The organism is Helicobacter sp. WB40, from assembly GCF_027859275.1.
Taxonomy (GTDB): domain Bacteria; phylum Campylobacterota; class Campylobacteria; order Campylobacterales; family Helicobacteraceae; genus Helicobacter_D; species Helicobacter_D ibis.
In genome coordinates this window covers 169,873-190,960 of the sequence record NZ_JAQHXS010000002.1, presented here as the reverse complement: position 1 = coordinate 190,960, position 21,088 = coordinate 169,873, and the positions used below count along the sequence as shown (strand labels likewise).

General features: G+C 32.2%; 20 protein-coding genes and 1 tRNA gene. 11 read left to right on the top strand and 10 right to left on the bottom strand.

From position 1 onward, the window contains the following. Positions 1-11: 11 nt before the first annotated feature. On the top strand, positions 12-1,364 hold the full coding sequence (locus PF022_RS02425; RefSeq protein WP_271022672.1) for an MFS transporter: 1,353 nt from the start codon (positions 12-14) through the stop codon (positions 1,362-1,364). A 4-nt stretch (positions 1,365-1,368) separates the two neighbouring features. Then, positions 1,369-2,130 (top strand): tRNA 2-thiocytidine biosynthesis TtcA family protein, encoded by a 762-nt coding sequence (locus tag PF022_RS02420; RefSeq protein ID WP_271020690.1) that lies wholly within the window; start codon positions 1,369-1,371, stop codon positions 2,128-2,130. Here PF022_RS02420 and PF022_RS02415 read toward each other — a convergent pair. From PF022_RS02415 to gap, 6 genes are all read right to left on the bottom strand, one after another. Continuing rightward, on the bottom strand, positions 2,127-2,468 hold the full coding sequence (locus tag PF022_RS02415) for a hypothetical protein (protein WP_271022671.1): 342 nt from the start codon (positions 2,466-2,468) through the stop codon (positions 2,127-2,129). The genes PF022_RS02420 and PF022_RS02415 overlap by 4 nt on opposite strands. Positions 2,469-2,581: 113 nt before the next feature. Next, positions 2,582-2,947 carry a hypothetical protein gene (locus PF022_RS02410; RefSeq protein WP_271022669.1) on the bottom strand — a complete coding sequence of 122 codons (366 nt, stop codon included), beginning with the start codon at positions 2,945-2,947 and terminating at the stop codon, positions 2,582-2,584. Between the two features lie 25 nt (positions 2,948-2,972). Beyond that, positions 2,973-4,178: an acetate kinase gene (locus tag PF022_RS02405; protein WP_271020693.1), complete on the bottom strand. Its 1,206-nt coding sequence runs from the start codon at positions 4,176-4,178 to the stop codon at positions 2,973-2,975. A gap of 1 nt (position 4,179) precedes the next feature. After that, complete coding sequence (gene pta, locus PF022_RS02400) at positions 4,180-5,181, bottom strand: phosphate acetyltransferase (protein ID WP_271020694.1); 1,002 nt, start codon at positions 5,179-5,181, stop codon at positions 4,180-4,182. Between the two features lie 87 nt (positions 5,182-5,268). Continuing rightward, a complete protein-coding gene (locus tag PF022_RS02395; RefSeq protein WP_271022668.1) occupies positions 5,269-6,534 on the bottom strand; it encodes a glucose-6-phosphate isomerase in 1,266 nt (421 codons plus the stop codon). After that, positions 6,534-7,529, bottom strand: a complete 996-nt coding sequence (gap, locus tag PF022_RS02390) for a type I glyceraldehyde-3-phosphate dehydrogenase (protein WP_271020696.1) — start codon at positions 7,527-7,529, stop codon at positions 6,534-6,536. Before gap ends, PF022_RS02395 begins: the two co-directional genes overlap by 1 nt. A gap of 150 nt (positions 7,530-7,679) precedes the next feature. On the opposite strand from gap, the gene PF022_RS02385 reads away from it, so the two are divergent. Together PF022_RS02385 and PF022_RS02380 are read left to right on the top strand one after the other, a co-directional pair. Then, entirely contained in the window at positions 7,680-7,967 is a 288-nt protein-coding gene (locus tag PF022_RS02385) for an HU family DNA-binding protein (protein WP_271020697.1), read from the top strand. A gap of 46 nt (positions 7,968-8,013) precedes the next feature. Further along, positions 8,014-8,090 (top strand) — tRNA-Arg (locus PF022_RS02380). Between the two features lie 115 nt (positions 8,091-8,205). Here PF022_RS02380 and PF022_RS02375 read toward each other — a convergent pair. From PF022_RS02375 to PF022_RS02360, 4 genes are all read right to left on the bottom strand, one after another. Next, the gene (locus tag PF022_RS02375) at positions 8,206-10,857 is read right to left on the bottom strand and encodes a calcium-translocating P-type ATPase, PMCA-type (RefSeq protein WP_271022667.1); all 2,652 of its coding nucleotides are present in this window, start codon (positions 10,855-10,857) and stop codon (positions 8,206-8,208) included. A gap of 194 nt (positions 10,858-11,051) precedes the next feature. Then, on the bottom strand, positions 11,052-11,678 hold the full coding sequence (locus PF022_RS02370) for a superoxide dismutase (RefSeq protein ID WP_271020699.1): 627 nt from the start codon (positions 11,676-11,678) through the stop codon (positions 11,052-11,054). An 80-nt stretch (positions 11,679-11,758) separates the two neighbouring features. Continuing rightward, positions 11,759-12,544 (bottom strand): thiazole synthase, encoded by a 786-nt coding sequence (locus tag PF022_RS02365; protein ID WP_271020700.1) that lies wholly within the window; start codon positions 12,542-12,544, stop codon positions 11,759-11,761. 15 nt (positions 12,545-12,559) lie between these two features. After that, the gene (locus PF022_RS02360) at positions 12,560-13,981 is read right to left on the bottom strand and encodes an NAD(P)H-hydrate dehydratase (RefSeq protein WP_271020701.1); all 1,422 of its coding nucleotides are present in this window, start codon (positions 13,979-13,981) and stop codon (positions 12,560-12,562) included. Positions 13,982-14,057: 76 nt separating this feature from the next. Between PF022_RS02360 and PF022_RS02355 the strand changes: the two genes are divergently transcribed. The 7 genes from PF022_RS02355 (at position 14,058) to PF022_RS02325 (ending at position 21,087) form a co-directional block, all read left to right on the top strand. Then, a complete protein-coding gene (locus tag PF022_RS02355; RefSeq protein ID WP_271022666.1) occupies positions 14,058-14,471 on the top strand; it encodes a hypothetical protein in 414 nt (137 codons plus the stop codon). 65 nt (positions 14,472-14,536) lie between these two features. Beyond that, the gene (gene pyrH, locus PF022_RS02350; RefSeq protein WP_271020703.1) at positions 14,537-15,250 is read left to right on the top strand and encodes a UMP kinase; all 714 of its coding nucleotides are present in this window, start codon (positions 14,537-14,539) and stop codon (positions 15,248-15,250) included. Positions 15,251-15,263: 13 nt separating this feature from the next. Further along, positions 15,264-15,482 (top strand): DNA-directed RNA polymerase subunit omega, encoded by a 219-nt coding sequence (locus PF022_RS02345; protein WP_271020704.1) that lies wholly within the window; start codon positions 15,264-15,266, stop codon positions 15,480-15,482. Positions 15,483-15,503: 21 nt separating this feature from the next. Continuing rightward, positions 15,504-17,651, top strand: coding sequence for a RelA/SpoT family protein (locus PF022_RS02340; protein ID WP_271022665.1), 2,148 nt, complete (start codon positions 15,504-15,506; stop codon positions 17,649-17,651). Positions 17,652-17,660: 9 nt separating this feature from the next. Beyond that, complete coding sequence (gene tyrS, locus PF022_RS02335) at positions 17,661-18,875, top strand: tyrosine--tRNA ligase (RefSeq protein ID WP_271020706.1); 1,215 nt, start codon at positions 17,661-17,663, stop codon at positions 18,873-18,875. An 11-nt stretch (positions 18,876-18,886) separates the two neighbouring features. Further along, entirely contained in the window at positions 18,887-19,969 is a 1,083-nt protein-coding gene (locus tag PF022_RS02330; RefSeq protein WP_271022664.1) for a nitronate monooxygenase, read from the top strand. Next, a complete protein-coding gene (locus PF022_RS02325; RefSeq protein WP_271022663.1) occupies positions 19,966-21,087 on the top strand; it encodes an N-acetylmuramoyl-L-alanine amidase in 1,122 nt (373 codons plus the stop codon). The genes PF022_RS02330 and PF022_RS02325 overlap by 4 nt, the downstream gene beginning before the upstream one ends. Position 21,088: the final 1 nt, after the last annotated feature.

The following is a 21,088-nucleotide window of genomic DNA, read 5'->3' as shown; positions in this document are numbered from 1 at the left end:
GGAGTTTTATATTGAAAGATTTATTGCAAAAAACATTACCTTTAAGCTTGATTTTAGGTGCTAGATTTTTTGGGTTATTTGTAGTAATGCCACTTTTATCTTTATATGCTTTTTCGCTTAGTGGTGCAACTCCTATTTTAATAGGTATTGCTATGGGTGGATACGCACTCACTCAAGTTATATTTCAAGTTCCTTTTGGATTTTTAAGTGATAAGTTTGGTAGAAAAAGTATGATAGCTTTAGGGCTTATTATTTTTGCTATTGGTTCTGCTATTTGTGCTTTGAGTGATGATATTTATATGTTGATTATAGGTAGATTTTTGCAGGGTGCTGGTGCTGTTGGTGGCGTGGTTAGTGCCATGATTGCAGACTTGGTAAATGAAGAAAAACGCACAAAGGCAATGGCGTTTATGGGGGCTACTATTTCTCTATCTTTTGTGGTTGCTATGATTGTTGGTCCTATAATTGGTGGAATTTATGGTGTGTCGAATCTTTTTTGGATTACTTTTGTTTTAGCTATTTTTGGTATTGTTTTGCTTTTTGTCTCTGTGCCTGAAGCACCAAAGATAACCTATAGTTTTAATGCAAACACAAATGAATATAGTTTGATTTTTAAAAATAAAAATTTACAAATTATGAATCTTACAAATTTCTTGCAAAAAGGATTCATGACTTTGGCGTTTTTGATTATTCCTATTGCACTTGTAAAGGGATTTGAAATGCCAAAAGAGGAGCTTTATAAAGTATATATTCCTGCTAGTATTTTAGGGCTTCTATCAATGGCGCCTGCGGCAATTATCGCAGAGAAAAAGGGCAAATTTAAAAGTGTAATGGTAACTGGTGTGTTGTTTTTTGTTATTGCTTATTTATTGATGCTTAGTGATAATAAGTGGGCATTTATTGCTGGAATCTTTGTGTTTTTTATTGGGTTTTCTGTGCATGAGCCTATTATGCAAAGCCTTGCTAGTAGGTATTGTAAAGCACATCAAAAAGGAAGTGCATTAGGAATCTTTACTTCATTTGGATATTTGGGGACTTTTGTAGGGGCGCTTATTGGTGGGCATTTTTATGATTTTTTTGGAATGTTGTCTATTAGCATGTTTGTTGTGATTGCTTCGTTTTTGTGGATATTACTTTTTGCATTCTTGGCAAACCCTACTTTTCAGAAGAATCTTTATCTGCCATTGTGTGAGCATACGCGTGGAGAAGATTTAGAGGTACTTGTTGAGCTTGTGGGGATATTAGAGTGGTATATTAATGAGAGTGAGCGTAAAGCAGTTATCAAGTATGATAAACATTTGTTAGAAGAGCAGGAAATTATGGATTTTATAAAAATATATTTACGAGATAAGTTTAAAGAGTAGCAAAATGGAAATTAGTAAAAAAATATTAAAAATAACTGGACAAACAAACGCTAGACTTGGACTTATAAAAGAGGGTGATAGGGTTTTATTGGGGCTTAGTGGTGGGAAGGATTCTATGCTTTTAGCCACACTTCTAGCAAGGCTTAAAAAATATGCACCTTTTAATTTTGAATTTAAAGCACTAACCGTTGATTATGGGCGTGGTGGTGAGTATGATTATATATTTGAATATTGTGAGAAAAATGAGATTCCTTATGAGCTTTATAGGACTGATATTTATAAGATTTTAGAGGAGAATAAAAGGGAAGGAACGGTTTATTGTAGCTTTTGTTCTCGTATGCGTAGAGGTGCTTTGTATTCTAAGGCATTAGAGGGAGGGTATAATAAAGTTGCTCTTGCACATCATTTAGATGATGCAGCTGAAAGCTTTATGATGAATCTTACTTATAATGGTGCTTTGCGTTCTATGCCTCCTATTTATAAGGCTGAAAATGGTTTGTATGTGATTCGCCCTTTGATTTTTGTCAGAGAGAGGCAGATTATTGACTTTATAGCTCATAATAACATATATATCGCACCTGATTGTAATTGTCCTATCATGTGGCAAAATGACGATAAACGCCCATATGCTAGAGAAAATACAAAGCAAATGTTAAAAGACATGGAAGAGAAGAATCCGGATTTCTTTACATCTTTAAAAGTTGCATTAAGCAATGTGCATTTAAATAGTCTCTTTGATGAGAGGTATTTAGATAAGCAAGATTAGATTAGATTATAAATCTTGCTTGTTAGGAGTTTAGCTCCATTTTGGTTTAGGTGGTCTGTATCGCCAAAATGCTCATTTGTAAAATCGTTATCATAAAAGAAGTTTATGATTTTTAGTGGATAGCTTTTAGAAATATTTATCAAATCATCAAATATAGAATCCAAACTTGGTATGTGGGATTTGTAATCTTCTCTTGCTGGTGGGATTACTATATATAAATTATGATTGTTAATCATTGCTAATTCTTGCATTGCTATTAAAAATTGATTTTGCAAATTGCCATATGATAGTTGCTTTAGATGTTGTGAGGCTCTTATCTTAGAATCTATGTTTGTCATAAAGAATGTCCATAAAGATTCGCCAGTATAATTTAAAAACTCATTGTAGTTTTGTATTGTTAGACTTCTTTTATAGGCTACTAATTCATTTAGGGAATATGAGTATATGTTATTTAGATATGATATTTTATCTGCGGGGGGGGGGCGATTTTATTATAGTCTATATTGTATAGTAATTTATATATTGTTGCAAAGTGAGATTCGCCACTTAGAATTAAGTTGTATCCCGGAGAGAAGATAGAATAAAATAAGAAAATATTTTTTAGTAATGGCAAATTTTGCACATACAAATATAAACTATATGAAGTATATAAGTCTTGTGAAGTGTTTGCTAGGTTGAATCCATTATTATTTGGTATGTAGCCATAGTTGCCGTGCGATGAACCTAAGGCTAGATCTTGAATGTTTAGTGATCTTGCCATTAGGCTTATGTATTTTTTGTATTCTAACTTTAAATAGTCTATAAACCAATCTTGCAAAAGTATCCTTTATCAAAAGCAAAAATTATATCATTTTTGATACTAATTCTTTTGTGTCTCTTGCAATTACTAGTTCTTCATTTGTTGGGATTACACATACTTTGACTTTTGAATCTTTTGTTGAAATTATCCCTTCTTTTCCTATTGTTTCCAAGTTTGCTTTCTCATCTAGTGTGATACCCAAAAACTCTAGTTGTGATACTATCTTTCCTCTTATGAATTTAGCATTCTCACCAACACCAGCACAGAAAGATATAGCATCAACTCCTTTTAGAGCGGCTGTATATGAGCCTATATATTTTGCCACATGATATGCAAATACTTCTCTAGCAAATCTAGCTTTTAAGTTGCCCTCTTCATCAGCAGCAAGTAAATCTCTAAAATCACTCGATAGTCCAGAAATACCAAGAACGCCCGATTTTTTGTTTAATATATTTGTTATTTCTGCTGTGCTTAGGTTTTCTTTTTGTGCTATGTAGTCTATTATTGCAGGGTCTATATCACCGCTTCTAGTTCCCATAACTAAGCCTTCTAGCGGAGTTAATCCCATGCTTGTATCTACACTTTTGCCATTTTCTATTGCACATATGCTTGAGCCATTGCCTAGATGACATGTTATGATTTTAGAATTCTCAAGTGGAATCCCTAAGAATTCTGCTGTTCTTTTTGATACATAACTATGACTTGTTCCATGAAATCCGTATCTTCTTATTTTGTATTTTTCGTAGTATTCGTATGGAAGTCCATAAATATAAGCCTTAGGAGGCATAGTTTGATGAAATGCAGTATCAAAGACTGCAACCATTGGTGTATTTGGCATTAAATGCTTACAAGCATTAATCCCTAGCAGATGTGCTGGGTTATGCAGTGGAGCAAGGTCAGAGCATTCTTGTATATGTCTTATTACTTCATCATTTATTATTGCAGAATGAGTGAAGTGCTCTCCACCATGGACGATTCTATGACCTATGGCTTTTATCTCATTGAGTGAAGATATAATTCCAAATTCTTTATTTACTAATGTCTCTAAAACCATTTTTACCGCTACTTCATGGTCTTTTAAGTCTGCATTTTTAACTATTTTTTCACCATTTTTTGGTTTGTAGTGAAATTTGCCATCATTTATACCTATCCTATCGCATAATCCACTTGCTAAGACTTCTTCTGTTTCTGTATTTATTAGTTGATATTTTAATGATGAGCTACCACAATTAATTACTAAGATATCCATATTATTCTCCTTGTTGTTGTGCTTGAAGTGCTGTTATTGCTATTACACCTATTATATCTTCGCTACTGCAACCTCTAGATAGGTCATTTACAGGTGCTGAAATCCCTTGTGTGATTGGTCCATAGCTTTCTGCATTTGCTAATCTTTGAACTAGTTTATAGCCTATGTTTCCAGCATCTAAGTCGGGGAATATCAGCACATTAGCATTTCCTGCTATGTTGCTATTTGGTGCTTTTGATTTTCCTATGCTTGGAACTATTGCTGCATCTAATTGGAATTCACCATCGATTGCTAGATTTGGATTTAATTGTTGGGCTATTTGTGTTGCTTGTATTATTTTATCTATGTCTGCATGTTTTGCACTTCCTTTTGTAGAGTGAGATAACATAGCAACTATTGGTTCTTTATTTACTAGTGCTTTAAAGCTTTTTGCAGAATCTATTGCAATGCTTGCTAATTCTTCAGAGTTTGGATTTTGAACCAAACCGCAATCAGAGAATATAAAAACTCCATTTTCTCCATAGCTACAATTTGGCACAACCATAACAAAAAATGATGATACAAGTTTTGAATCTTTATTTGTGCCAAGTATTTGTAGTGATGCTCTTAAAACATCAGAAGTAGAGTTTATAGCTCCAGCTACCATGCCGTGTGCTACCTTACTTTTTACAAGTGCTACTCCAAAATATAGTGGATTTTCAAGTAACATAGCTCTTGCAGAACTCTCACTTAAGCCCTTGTGCCCTCTTAGTTTCACAAAAAGCTCGACATAAGAATCTAACTCATCGCAAGATTTCGGATCAATAAAAGTTGCATTATCTAAATTTAGACCATTTGCTTTTGTTTTTATATCTCTTTCATCACCAACTAGAATGATATTAGCTATACCTTCATTTAAGACTTTGCTTGCAGCTTCAAGCATTCTTATATCATCAGATTCTGGTAGAACTATAGTCTTCTTATCTTTTTTGGCTTTATTTTTTATTTCATCTATAAACCCCATGTTTCTTCCTTAATGTTGAAGTTATAAACATTGTAAGATTTTATATGCAGGATTAGATAAAAAATCGTAAAAAATCGTAAAAATTTTTTATGAATGTGTAAATTTTTCTCTTAGTATTTTTTTACCAAACTCAACTCCCGGTTGATTGTATGTATCAATTTGTAGCAAGATACCGACACATGAAGTTAGTAGTTCATAATAGAATATTAATTCTCCAGCACTGCTTTCTGTGAGGTTTGAGAGGGTAATTGAATCTACTGGGATATTTTGTGAGATTATACTTTCTTTGGTTGATATGCATTGTAGTTTTAACAATGTGTTAAATGAGGTTTTATTTACAAAATCTGTGCTTTCCATACCTTGTAGGCTAATATTTGGGATAAATACTTGTTTTTGAGATAGTTTTTCTGCATTTAGGAATGTTATTGTTTTGTTTTTTTGTCCTTGCATTATTAATTGCAAGAAAGAATGTTGATCTATGCTTCCTATTAGTGCAATTGGAGTTAAACCGCGTCTTTTTTTATACACATCTAATTTACCTAAAGATTCTCCCCATAGCTGAACATACCATGAGTTAAAATGCCTAAAAACACTACTGTATGAAAATAGTACATTTATAGGGAAGTTATTTTCATTCTTGGCTAAGAATAGCGCCTTTTTTAGAATCTGATTATTTTTGTCGTTAAAAAAGTTATTGTTTGTAATGGCAGCACCATTTAGGATTGATTGTATGTTATATCCAAGTATGGCAAGAGGTAAAAGTCCTATTGTGCTAAGAACAGAAAATCTACCGCCTATGTTTTGGTTTATAGCAAATGCTTTTATATTATTTGCATTACTCCATTTAAATAGTGGAGATTCATGATCGCTTATTGTTAGTAGATGTTTCTTTTTATTGTTATCTAGTAGTTTATACTTATGTAATACATATTTAAAAAGAGAAGTAGTTTCAATTGTTAGTCCAGATTTTGAAATAACAATAAATAGCGTATCTTCATATTTGATTCTTCTTAGTTCTTTTTGAATCATTATTGGATCTGTGTGTTCTAGGAATCTTAATTTGATTTTTCTTCTATGTGGCTGATGAGATAGCATTGTATCTATTGCCTTAGTGCCTAGAGAGCTACCTCCTATGCCTATTATTATCATGTTTTTAATTGTGTCTATAAACGCTTTATTTTGTTCTATATATGAAAAGATTTCTTCATTTTTGGCAAAAGGTAAGTCATAGTATCCACTTATATGACTATTTTTTTCTATTAATACCTTTTGAAAGAATAGTTCTGAATTCTCTGTGCTAAATAGATTTTGATTTTTTAGAAAATTAGTATAGTTATTATCCAATATAAGCATTAATTGTAATTACCTACAAAAGAAGTCATATCTACTAATCTCGTAGAATACCCCCATTCATTGTCATACCATGCACATATTTTTATGTGATTTTCATCTGTAACAAATGTGCAATCAGGGATAAAAATTGCACTATGTGGGAATCCTATAAAATCACCAGATACACGCTTTTCGTTATCGATTAACAAAATATCTTTCATCTCACCATTTGCATAATTTGCAAATAGTTCGTTTATGGATTCTTTAGTTATACCTTTTTCTACTATACAACTTAAATCAACCATGCTAACATCAGGCGTAGGAACTCTAATTGATAGTCCATTTAGTTTTCCTTGAAGCTCTGGTAATACAAGTCCAATAGCCTTTGCAGCCCCAGTTGAAGTTGGTATCATATTGAGTGCAGCTGCTCTTGCTCTTCTTAGGTCTTTATGTTTTGAATCTACTAGATTTTGATCATTTGTATAGCTGTGTATTGTTGTCATAAGTCCGCTTTTTATTTTTAGATTCAAATGTAGAATCTTCACTAGAGGTGCTAGAGCATTTGTGGTGCAACTTGCATTTGAAATTACTTCTTCTCCATTGTATGAGTTATGATTTACTCCATATACAAATGTAGGTGTATCTGTTGCTGGAGCTGATATGACCACCTTTTGTATTCCACCATATAGATGTGCTTTTGCCTTATTTATATCATTAAATGCACCGGTGCATTCGATAACTACCTTTGCACCATATGAGCCAAAATTTGTCTCTTTTATATCTCTAGTGCTTACTATTTTTATATTTTTTTGTTTTCCTATGTTTATTATATTTTCATCTATTTTTTTTATTTCGCTTCCTATATGAACAGAATCGTATTTTAATAAATGTATCAGTGTATCAGTTGGCATTGTTGTGTTTATTGCTACTAGATTGATATCATCTCTATTTCCTAGAATCTTGCATACACATAGTCCAATTCTACCAGTTCCATTTACTGCAACTTTTAATGCCATTAAGTTCTCCATAAAATAAATTTTTATGAGCATTCTACAAAAATCATTATTAATGAGTATTAAAAATTACATAAAAATGTTATGAATGCTTGAAATCCCTTAAAATATGTGTTAGAATAGTGTGTATTTCAATTTTATGGAGGTTCTAAAATGAACAAGGCAGAATTTGTAGATTTAGTAAAAAAAGTAGGAGAATACGAGACTAAAAAAGAAGCTGAAAAAGCAATTAGCTCTTTTGTTCTAGCAGTTGAGAAAGCTCTAGCTAAAAAAGAAAGTATTGAATTAGTAGGATTTGGTAAATTTGAATCTGTTCTACAAAAAGGTAAAGAAGGAACAGTTCCGGGAACAAACAAAAAATATAAAACAAAAGATAAGTTCGTTCCTAAATTCAAAGCTGGTAAAGGTCTTAAAGACGCTGTTGCAGCTGCTAAAAAATAACTTCTTCTTTTCCCCTTTTGGGGTTTCCTTATTTTACTTTCATAATGTCTTCGTAGCTCAGCTGGATAGAGCACACGATTCCTAATCGTGAGGTCATGCGTTCGAATCGCATCGTGGACACCACTTAATTGTTCTTCATATTTGCCATGTGATTTTTTAGTATGTATTATGGGTTTATGTTGCTCTTTATAAGTATTGATATTAGTATCCATATTCAATAGGGATACTAATATGTGTGTTAATTTGTTTTTGAGAATAATTTCAAAGAGGTTCTAGTTATCTCACCTAGTATTATTATACTACTGCTTATTAGTAAAATCTTGCACCATGTCTCTAGCTCTAGTGGCGTGGTATGAAATGCACTTCCTCCAAACTCAACAATTAAAACTTGCATTGCAAAAGTAATTATAAATGTGCCTAGCATTATTTTGTTGCTACTTATGTCTTTAAAGATACTATTATTATTTAATTCTCTAGCATTAAAGGCATTAAATAATACAAATAACACAAATAAGGTGAATAAAGTTGTATTCCTCTCAGATTCTGCTACGCTTAAAAAGTTCGTAAAATACTGCAATAGACAAATTGTTGCTATAAAGATTCCATTTACAAAAATAGAAATAAACATATTTTTTGTAATAATATTTGAATTTCTTTTTATTGGCTTTTCTTTGAGTAGATTTTTTGAAATTGGCTCTAAGCCTAAAGTCAAAGCCGGAGGTCCGTCCATTATTAGATTCACCCATAAAAGTTGCAATGCACTAAAAGGTGCTGTAAATCCCATAATAACTGCATATAATACAATAATAACTGATGAGATATTAACGGTTAGCTGGAATTGTATGAATCTTTGGAAGTTTTTATAGATTCCACGCCCCCATTCTATCGCTTTGACTATTGTTGAGAAGCTATCATTTAATAATACTATATCACTTGCCTCTTTTGATACTTCAGTCCCGCTAATGCCCATTGCAATACCGACATCTGCATTTCTTAATGCAGGAGCATCATTTATGCCATCTCCTGTTAGCGCTACCACATTTCCTTGTTCTTTTAGGGCATTTACTATTTGCATTTTTGTGCTCGGTGTTGAACGAGCTATTATTTTTATCTTTGGTAATAGTTTGCATAGTTCATCATTGCTTAGAGATTCTAATTTACTTGCTTCAAAGACTAGATGGTCTTTATCTATTATTTCTAGTTGCTTTCCTATTGCTTGTGCGGTTTTTAGATTATCTCCTGTTAGTATTTTTATGTCAATTCCTGCTTTCATGCAGTTTGCTATAGCTTCTTTTACATCATCTCTTAATGGATCTAAAATAGCCACAAAACCATCAAAAATCATATTAGATTCAAGTTCCTTTTTATTGCTATTATTAGTATCTAAAAACTTATGAGAGAAAGCTAGAATCCTATATGCTTGTTCTTGTAGTTTTGATATTTTTTCTGTTATATTTTTTAAAGTTTTATTGTCCAAATTGCATTGTGCAAGTATAACTTCTGGACTTCCTTTACTAAAGCATATTAAATTATTTTCTATTTTTACAACACTAGTCATATTTTTTGTTTGTGAAGAAAAAGGAAATGAATTTACAATTTTATGCTTTTCTCGAATCTCTTTATAATCTATTCTATTTTTATGACTAAATACAAGCAATGCACATTCTGTTGGGTTACCTAAGAATTGATAGTTTGAATCTTTGTATGCAATATCTGCTGTTGAATTTAAGATGCAGTTTAATAACACATCTTCTATTTTATTGTGTATATATTCTTTCTCTACTGACATTTGGTTTTTTGTTAATGTCCCTGTTTTATCCGAACATATAATATTTACACAGCCTATAGTTTCACATGCTACTAGCTTTTTTACTAGAGCATTTTGTTTGGACATTTTTACTATATTTAATGCAAGTAATACAGCGACTATTGTAGGAAGCCCTTCAGGCACTGAAGCTACTATTAAAACGATACTTGAGATAAATGCCTCTGTTATGTGCTCAATTAGAGTTTCAGTCTCTAAATCTCTAAAGCTTAAAAATATAACCTGTATTATAAAGGCTAGCAATGCTGCACTACCGCCAAGTATAGTTATTTTATGACTTAGTTTTTTAAGTTTTTCTTGGAGTGGTGTAGTTGTTTTTGAGCTTGTATTTAATGCGCTTGCAATTTTACCAAACTCTGTATCATATCCAACAGCAATACACATGGCCTTTACACTTCCTTGAGTGATAAAGCAACCACTATATAGTATGTTTTTGTATGTATTAGTTGAATCTTGGCTTTCTAGTGTTTGACTTTTTGTTGTGTGTTTGCTCTCTCCAGTTAGACTTGATTCATCGCACATTACACCTAAGCTTTTAGATTCTATAATTCTGCAATCGGCAGGTATTTTATCGCCACTTTCAAGAATGATTATATCTCCAACTGCTAGTTCATTTTGTGGTTTTAGTGAGATTTCGCCATTTCTTATTGTTTTAATTAGATTTCCATTGTTTATATCATTTAATGCTTCAAATGCTTTAGCGCTCCTATCTTCCATGATAATTGTGATGGCTATTGATAGAGATATTGCTATTAGGATCCCTATGCATTCTAAGAAGTTGGAATTATTGTGATAAATGTATTCATATACATTGATACAAACTGCTAAAAAAGCAGCAAATAAAAGCAACAATATTATAGGTTCTGTTGTTGCATAAATTATTTTTTGAATAATTGATTGTTTTTTTACTCTATAAAATTCATTTTTGCCGAATCTTTGTTGATTCTTTAATGCTTGTTCAGAGCTTAGTCCATATTTTATGTTTGTATTGAAACTTTTGGATAATGATTCAATATCGGCTTGTGCTAATTCTTTGATATTAATATTATTTGTAGTATCGTTCAATTTAGCCCCCTTATTAGCTATATAGGATAAATTGAACTAAACACTCATATATAGCTATGTAAGTATAGTTATATATGAGTCTCATAATTTAAGGCAAAACCAGACTTAAGATTAAGTCAGTATGTTGATTTTACCACAAGAGTTTCTTGCTTACTACTCCCTCATATTGTTGTGCGGATTGTAGCAAAATTAAATTAAGAATGTAAAGATTTAATATAGAATTCAACAGAGCCCATACCTTCTTTTTTTGCCCATTCTAGTGCTTTTGATACAAACTCCCAATTAATATGAGAGAAGAATTTCTCTAAGTAATTTGGTCTAGCATTTCTATAATCTACATAGTATGCATGCTCCCATACATCTACTACTAAAATTGGTATCAGTCCATCTGTAACTGGTGTTTGTGCATTGCTTGTTTGTTTTATTTCTAGTTTTTTTGATGATGGATTATATACCACCCAGCACCAACCAGAACCAAATAAAGTTGTAGCAGATTGTAAAAATGTTTCTTTAAACTTATCAAAGCTACCAAAACTTGAATCTATATCACTTTCTAACTCATCGCTTAAGCTTGTAGATTCAGGTGATACACAATCCCAGTAAAAGTCATGGTTGTAAATTTGTGCTGCGTTATTGAAGATTCCGCCTTGTGATTTTGTTAGAATCTCAAATAATGACGCATTTTCAAATTCTGTACCTTTTACTAAGTTGTTTAGATTGTTTACGTATGTTTGATGATGTTTGCCATAATGGAACTCACAGGTTTCTTTGCTTATAAAATCTTTAATTTCACTAAAAGGTAATTCTCTTAATTTAAACATTGTATTCTCCTTAAATTGTGTTATAAAAACTCTCTCATTATAATGAATGAGTTTTAAAAAATTCTTTAACTTTTTATTACTTATTTTTCAAACTCTAGCATACCTTCAGTTGGTGAGCTTGCAGTTGCATATGGTTTTTTAGGGATTCTTCCTGCAAGGAAGCTATCTCTTCCAGCGATGACTGCATTTTTCATTGCTCTTGCCATAAGTATTGGATTTTTAGCTTGTGCTATTGCTGTATTTGTAAGAACGGCATCGGCACCAAGTTCCATAGCAATAGAGGCATCAGAAGCACAACCAACACCAGCATCGACAATTACAGGAATCTTAATGGCTTCTTTAATGAAAGATATGTTGTATTTATTTTGGATTCCAAGCCCACTTCCAATTGGTGCTGCAAGAGGCATTACCGCACTAGCACCACATTCTTCTAATCTCTTTGCAATTACGGGGTCATCATTTGTATATGCAAGAACGATGAATCCTTCTTTGGCTAGAATCTCACATGCTTTTAGAGTTTCTATTGCATCAGGGTATAGCGTTTTTTGTGTGTCTCCTATTATTTCTAGCTTTATAAAATTAATTCCAGTTGCTTCTTTTGTAAGTCTAAAGAGTGTTATAGCTTCATTTGCATTCACACAACCAGCGGAATTTGGTAAAAATTCTACATTGCTATTTTTAAAATAATCAAGTAAATTTTCTTCATTTTTGTTTGTGATATTTACTCTTCTTACAGCAACGGTTATCATTTCTGCACCAGATTCCATTGTTGCTTCATAAGTTGTTTTGAAGTCTTTGTATTTACCGCTTCCCACTATTAGTCTGCTTTTGAAAGTTTTGTTTGCTATTACTAAGTTATCATTCATAATTTATCCTTGTTTTTATTTGTGCTTAATGTATCTTAATTGATTTATTAAATCAAGTGGGCTTATAGAGAAGTTTGCATATTTTTTGCTTAGTTTTTTTGATATTAATGCTTGAAGCATACTTCCTTGAATGCAAGATTGTAATGTCGTATATCCTTGAGCTAATAATCCTCCTATAATCCCAGCTAAGCAATCTCCACTACCACCTTTTGCTAATATATTTGTCCCAAGTGGATTTATATATATAGTTCCATTTTGTGCGATTATTTGGTTAGCACCTTTTAGCAGCAGAGTTATATTTGGGTAATTTTGGCTAAATTTCATTGCATAGTCTATTTTATTTTTCAAAAGAGATTCCATGTCTATTTTTTCACTACAAAGAATCTCTAGAATTTTTAAGAATTCCTTTGGGTGTGGAGTTAGAATGATGTTTTGCATTGTATCTGCTAGTTTTTTAAAATCTTTATGATAGAAAATATCTGCATCTAGCAAAATTGGAATATTTATATTTAAAAATAGTTCTTTTAAAATCTCGTTTGTTCTGCCATATCCCATACCTAAGAGTATTGCAGTTACATTGTGTGATATTGAATCTTGTTGCATTATCTCATGTGGGAGATTTATGTTTTTGTCAGAAATCACGCTAACAAGCCCAGCTCCACTTCTAAAGGCTGCTAGAGAGGAAATTATTGCTGCACCTTCTTTTTCTCCTAAAAATACATTTAAATGTCCAAAGATTCCTTTATGGCAATTTTGCATATCTCTATATGGAGGCTTAAAGTCGCACTTTTCTAAAAGCTTTATATTTGAATCTTTTTTATAATCGTTATAGCCAATTCCAAGTGGAACTATTTTTATCTTGCCTACAAAATCTTTAGCAACATCGCTAAATAGAGACACTTTTAATGCTCCCATACTCAAAGTATAATGTGCCTTAAAGGCTATATATGATTGTAAATTCCCATCTCTATCAATACCGCTTGGTATATCACATGCTATCTTTAGTGCGTTTTTTTTATTTAGCATATCTATCAGATTTGCTATTTGTATGCTTATCTCACCTCTAAGCCCAACTCCAAATAGAGAATCTACAATGCAATCAAAGTCTAAAGATTCAATGTCATTTATACCCATTATGGTTATATTTAATCTATTTAGCCTTTTTAGTTGAATCTTATTTAGGTTGCTTTTGCTCCCAAGTGGCATTATTATGTGTATTTTGTATTTTTCATATAGCATTCTTGCTAGTGCTAAACCATCAGCACCATTATCACCACTGCCACATACTAGAAGGATTTTTGAATCTTTTTTTAGTTTTTTGTTAATTAGATTTTTCATGCCAAATGCGGCATTTTCCATTAATAATTCGCTATTTATTAAGTAATGCTCTTCTGCTTTTTTATCTAAGATTCTACTATCATAGAAAATATCTTTCATATTAACTCCTAACTTGGCGTGTGAAGTATCTTAACAAATTATGCTATAAATTCATAAAATAATTTTAGAGATTTTTATGTTTAGAGTTTTATTTCTTTTTGTTTTTATGTTTTTTACCGCTTGTGATGATTATAGGGATGTTTCATCTTTTGATGATAATTCTACAAATACTTCCACAAACAAAACTATACAAGATAGCAATAAAAGCGATGATAATATAACTACTCCTTTGCAAAAAGAATTAAAGCAGAATCTAAAAAAGCACCTAGATTCTTTATCTAAAGAATTACAAGATAAAAGAATAGATAGTATTGAAGGCAACCAAGCATTCAAAAATCATATGCAGCATTTTGAAAGTCTGTATGATAGAAAGGATCTTCCAAGAGATTCAGGCTCTGTAAATTTGCAACAAAAATTTGATAAAGCATATAAATTGCAAGAGGAGCAATTAAGAAAATTACAACAAAATACTGATGAAATAATGAGATAATTTAGTGCTTTATAAGTGATGTTTCATTATAATAAAATATTTTATTTATGTATAAGGTTTTTTATATGATAAAAAGAGTTTTAGTTAAATTTTCTGGCGAGGCTTTAGCTGGTGAGAATGGTTTTGGCATTGATAGCTCTATTTTAAAGTATATTGCACTTGAGTTAAAATCTCTAGTAACGCTTGGAGTGCAAGTTGGAATCGTAATTGGTGGTGGGAATTTCGTGCGTGGTGTTAGTGCTTCAGAGAGTGGTCTTATTAAGAGAACTAGTGGCGATCACATGGGAATGCTAGCGACAGTTATAAATGGAATTGCAATGCAAGAGGCATTGGAATATCATGGTGTTGATGTAAGAGTGCAGAGTGCTTTAGAGATTAAAGAAGTGTGCGAGACTTACATTAATAGACGAGCTATTAGGCATTTAGAGAAAGGTAGAGTAGTGATTTTTGTAGCTGGAACTGGGAATCCATTCTTTACAACAGATACTGCAGCTACTCTAAGAGCCATAGAGATAGAATCTGAAATGATAATTAAGGCTACTAAAGTAAATGGAGTATATGATAAAGATCCTGCAAAATTTAGTGATGCAATAATGCTTAAAAATATAAGCTATGAACAAGCATTAAAAGACAATATAAAAGTAATGGATGATACTGCAATAGCATTAGCAAAAGATAATTCACTACCAATAGTTGTATGTAATATGTTACTAGAAGGTAATTTATTAAAAATAATACAGAAAGATGAAAATGCAGTGTTTTCAAGAGTTTCAAATTAATTAAGGAGTAATAATGAGAATAGAACAAATTGCATCAAAAGCATTAGAAAGAGTAAATTACGATAGATACTTATTATCAAATATATTATTTGCAAGAATTGATGAGCTAAGCAAAGGTGCAAAGCCTCTTGTAAATAAAGATGTAAAGGTTGATAAATTATCTGACATTGCTTTATTGGAAGTTGCAGAAGGTAAAATAGGTTTAGATAAGATAGAAGAGATTCAGTATTAATTTTTGTGCTAGGTTTGTATAGTGGAGTTTTTTAGAGAAGTTTCTCAAATTTCTAGTCCTCAAAAGGCTATTAGCTTTTTGGAGAGTATTACGGAGATAACGCCTAGAATCAAAAATGCAATAGAGTTCGCCACAGAAGCTCATAAGAATCAAAAAAGACAAAGTGGCGATCCATATATCACTCACCCATTACTTGTGTCTTGCATTGTGGCTCATTTTGGTGGTGATGAAGTGATGATATGTGCTGCATTATTGCATGATGTGGTGGAGGATACTGAATATACTTTAGAAGAGGTTAGAAGTAATTATGGAGATGATGTTGCTTCTTTGGTTGATGGACTAACTAAAATCGTAGCTATTAGAGCAGAGGAGTTATCTCCTTCTCATACAAATGAAAAGCTAGTAATATCCGCACTTAGCTTTAGAAAAATGCTAATTACTTCCATAAAAGATGTTAGGGTATTAATTGTTAAGCTATGCGATAGAATGCATAATATGCTAACTTTAGAATATATGCCCAAAAACAAACGGCTAAGAATCTCTGAAGAAACTCTAGTTGTATATGCACCAATAGCACATAGACTTGGGATTTCTACATTAAAAAACGAGTTAGAAGATAGAAGTTTTTATTATATTTTCCCTGAAGTTTATAGAAAGATAGATAAATATTTTTTAGATAACAAACAAACAATAAGACTGAAGTTAAATGCTTTCATACAAAAGGTAAAAAAAAGCATAATACAAGGCGGTGTGCCAGAAGGTGATTTTTCAGTATCTAGCAGGATTAAGAGGCATTATTCTATATATCTAAAAATGCAAAGAAAAGGAATTTCAATCGATGAGGTTTTGGATTTACTTGCAATTAGAGTTATAGTTAAAGAGCCACTTGATTGTTATAGGGTATTTGGTATTTTGCATTTAGCATTTAAGCCAATAATGTCAAGATTCAAAGATTATATAGCATTGCCAAAGGAGAATGGTTATCAGACGATACACACAACTTTATTTGATAATTCTGCTATTTTTGAAGTGCAAATAAGAACAGAAGATATGCATAAAAGTGCAGAATATGGAATTGCAGCACATTGGAAATATAAAACAGGAGGGAATAGTCAGCCAAGCCTTGATTGGCTAAATAAGTTGCAGTTTAAAAACGATTCTGTTGAGGAGTTTTACGAGCTTGTAAAAAATGACTTATATAGTGATGATATAGTTGTTTTCTCACCAGATGGTGATGATTATTCTTTGCCTATTGGTGCTGTTGTGCTTGATTTTGCCTATGCTGTGCATACTGAAGTTGGAAATAAGGCAAAAGAAGCATATGTAAATAACCAAAAAACTTCACTTCTTACTACTCTAAAGAGTGGTGATATAGTAAAGATAATCACTACAAAAGAGACGATTCTTAGATGTTCATGGATTGATGCTGTGAAAACTTCAAGGGCAAAAAGTCAGCTTAAAGCAAATTGTGCTTTAAGAATTAAAGAGATAGAGAAGAAAAGTGCTATAAATATCATTGCTACGATTTTTGATAAAAGTGCAAATGAGATAGAACAATATGTAAAAGATAATGAACTAGATGAGATTATTCCTAGAGCCTCAAGGGATATTGCACTTCTAAAAGATATAAAAAATAGAGTAAAAAATAGCTATCAAAAAGAGGCAGGATTCCTAACGCAGCTTAAGTTTAGAATCTTAAAACTAAAAGAATTGCATTTTGATAATATTGTCTTGCATACGAATCATACGATAAGTCAAGCAGTTTTTGACTATTGTTGTCACCCAAAGTTTGGAGATGATATTGTTGCTTTAAAAGTTGGCACAAAAGCTTTTATACACCACAGAATGTGCGATAGGGCGTATTTAGAAATACAAAAAGGCGTAAAAATGCTCTATGTCGGGTGGCTTGGGGATAAGATTCAAACATATAAATTGATAGTTGCATTAGAAAACCGCAAAGGAATCTTGGCAAATTTCTTGCAATTTCTAGCAAAAAATGACATTAATGTGTTATCAATCGAGCTTGGTTCGCAAAAAAATACATATGCTACGCATTGTGAGATAAAGTTTGAGTGTATGTCATTGGGATTAAAGGAGATTAAGCAGATATTATCAAATCAATACAAAATAATAGACATACATGCATTAAAAGATGCATATGCTAATTAAGGATTACACATGGATTTAGAATTAAAACTTAAAGAAGCTATGGAAGATATACAGCGTGGAGTGCAAGAGATAATAGGTATAGAATATATACAAAGTCTTGTCAATAAGTATCTGCAAGATGGAACCACATTTACCATTAAGGCTGGTTTTGACCCAACTGCACCGGATTTGCATTTGGGACATAGTGTGTTATTGCAAAAACTAGCTACCTTTCAAAAATATGGTGCGAAAGTTTATTTTCTAATAGGTGATTTTACTGGCATGATAGGCGATCCAAGCGGTAAGAGTGAGACTAGAAAACCACTTAGCAAAGAGCAAGTGTTAATGAATGCGAAAACTTATGAAGAGCAAGTATATAAGGTTTTAGATTCTTCTAAAATGGAGATAGTATTTAACTCAAAGTGGCTTGATGAACTTGGGATTCGTGGTATGTTGGAGCTTTCATCAAAGTTTTCTGTTGCTAGAATGTTAGAGAGAGATGATTTTGAGAAAAGATATAAAAGCCAAAGCCCAATTAGTATTGTTGAATTTTTCTATCCTCTTTTGCAGGGATATGATTCAGTTGCCTTAAATTGTGATATAGAATTTGGTGGAACTGATCAGAAGTTTAATTTGCTTATGGGTAGGCATTTGCAAAAGGCTTATGGTTGCAATAAAGAACAATCAGTTGTTATGTTGCCACTGCTAGAAGGACTAGATGGTGTAAATAAAATGAGCAAAAGCTTAGGGAATTATGTCGGTATCACACAAGAGCCAAAAGAGATGTTTGGTAGATTGCTTAGTATTTCAGATGAACTTATGTGGAGATATTATGAGCTTTTAAGCACAAAATCATTACAGCAAATAGAATCTCTAAAAGAGGGTGTAAAAAATGGCAGTTTGCACCCAAAGGCGATTAAAGAAGAATTAGCATTAGAGATAATAACCAAATATCATGATGAAAAAAGTGCCAAAGAAGCACAAGAGGAATTTGCTAAAGTGTTTAGCAAAGATGAGCTACCAAGCGATATTGAAGAGTTTGTAAAAGAAGAAGGAATTTGGATAGCACAAGTGCTTAGTGAATGCAAGCTATCATCTTCTAATTCTGAATCTATACGATTAATTAAGCAGGGTGGTGTAAAAATTAACCAACAAAAACTAGAAGATTCCAAACTCAACTTAACTAGTGGAGAATATATAATACAAGTTGGAAAAAGAAAATTTGCAAAAGTAATTATAAAATAAAGAGGGAAGCTATGGGACTAAAACCTTTAAAAATTGGACAATATACAATACCTTTACCTATATTTCAAGGGGGTATGGGAATTGGCATTAGTTGGGATAATCTAGCAGGAAATGTATCCAAGTGTAATGCAATGGGTATTATCTCTTGTGTTGGGACTGGGTATTATAAAAATAGAGAATTTATACAAAAATCAATCAAGAATCGTCCATTTGATACTATGAATTTTTACTCTAAAGATTCTTTGTTTGAAATATTTAAAAATGCTAGAAAAATATGTGGTGATAAGCCACTTGGAGCAAATATTTTATATGCAATAAATGAATATGGTAGAGTAGTAAGAGATGCGTGTGAGGCTGGTGCAAATATGATAATAACTGGTGCTGGATTGCCTACTAATATGCCTGAATTTACAAGCAACTTTCCAAATGTAGCATTAATTCCCATAGTATCATCTGCAAAGGCATTGAGAATATTATGCAAAAGATGGGAGGGAAGATATAAGAAAATCCCTGATGCAGTCATTGTTGAAGGACCTCTAAGTGGAGGACATCAAGGTGTTAGTTATGAAGACTGCTTCAAAGCAGAACATCAGCTTGAATCTATATTACCACAAGTAGTAGAGGAGAGTAAGAATTGGGGGGAGATTCCAATTATTGCAGCAGGTGGCATTTGGGATAGGGGTGATATTGATAGAATGATTTCTCTTGGTGCTAGTGGTGTGCAAATGGGGACTAGATTCTTAGGTGCAAAAGAATGTGATGCAAAATATTACAATGAGCTTATGTTAAAAGTAAAAAAAGAAGATATAGAGCTCATAAAATCTCCTGTTGGATATCCTGCTAGAGCGATTGTTACTGGTATAATTAAGGCACTAAGGGAAGGAAAAGCACCAAAGATAGCTTGTATAAGTAATTGTGTCTCACCATGCAATAGAGGAGAAGAGGCAAAAAGGGTTGGATACTGCATTGCTGATGGATTAGGAGATGGGTATCGTGGAGATATAGAAAATGGTTTATTCTTTACTGGTGCTAATGGATATAGGATTGATAAGATTCAAAGTGTCCAAGAAATTATAGATGAACTAACCAAATGATTAGAATAATTTTTTGTATCTTTATTTATTGTGCTTTTATTAATGCTAGTGATTTAAAGATAACTTCTATTACACAAACAAATAATGGCGTATCTTTATCTTTTAATAAAGCTATAAAGGCTAGTGCTTTTAAAGCATTTACGCTAAAAAATAATGATGAGATTCGATATGTATATGATATAAGTGCAGACTTATTGGGTAATGCTAGGGTGTTTGAGTTTGAAGGTGATGTTATAGTTAAGATTGCACAAAATGCACCAAACAAGGTAAGGCTTGTGCTAAGCACAAAAAAAGAACTAAGAGCAAAATGGAAATATGCACAAAAAAAGGCAATCTTAGAAATACCAAATGCAAAAAGTGTAAATCAAGTTTCAATCGCTTCATTGTTTGACACTCACAAAAAAGAAAATAAAAGCACAATAAATACAAAAGCAGAATCTACAAAGCAAAAAATAATCGTAATAGATCCCGGTCATGGTGGCAAGGATTGTGGTGCTGTTGGGATTGATAAAGTATGCGAAAAAACAATTGTATTAAATATAGGAAAGTATCTAAGCGAAGAGCTAAAAAAGCGTGGATATAAAGTATATATGACTAGAAGCAAAGATGTGTTTATAAGCCTAAGAGATAGAACTAAATTTGCAAACAATAAAAATGCTGATTTGTTTATATCAATACACGCAAATGCGGTTTCTGAAAACAAAACAAAGCTTCAAGGAATTGAGAGTTATTTCTTGTCTACTGCTAGGAGTGAGAGGGCTAAGAAGGTTGCTGCATTAGAAAATAAAGACGATACTGAAGTTATGAATTATTTCTCTAAACAATCATTCTTAAATACTCTAAACACACAAAGAATCGTAGCTTCAAATAGGCTTGCCATTGATATTCAATATGGTATGTTGCAGTCTGTAAAGAAAAACTATAGCGTAGTAGATGGCGGTGTTAGGGAGGGACCATTTTGGGTGCTAGTTGGTGCTATTATGCCATCTGTATTAATTGAGAGTGGATATCTAACTCACCCAACAGAGGGTAAGAGATTGACTAAATCATCATTTCAAAAGGCATTAAGCATTGGTATTGCTAATGGTGTTGATGGATATTTCTTAAAAAATCCATAGG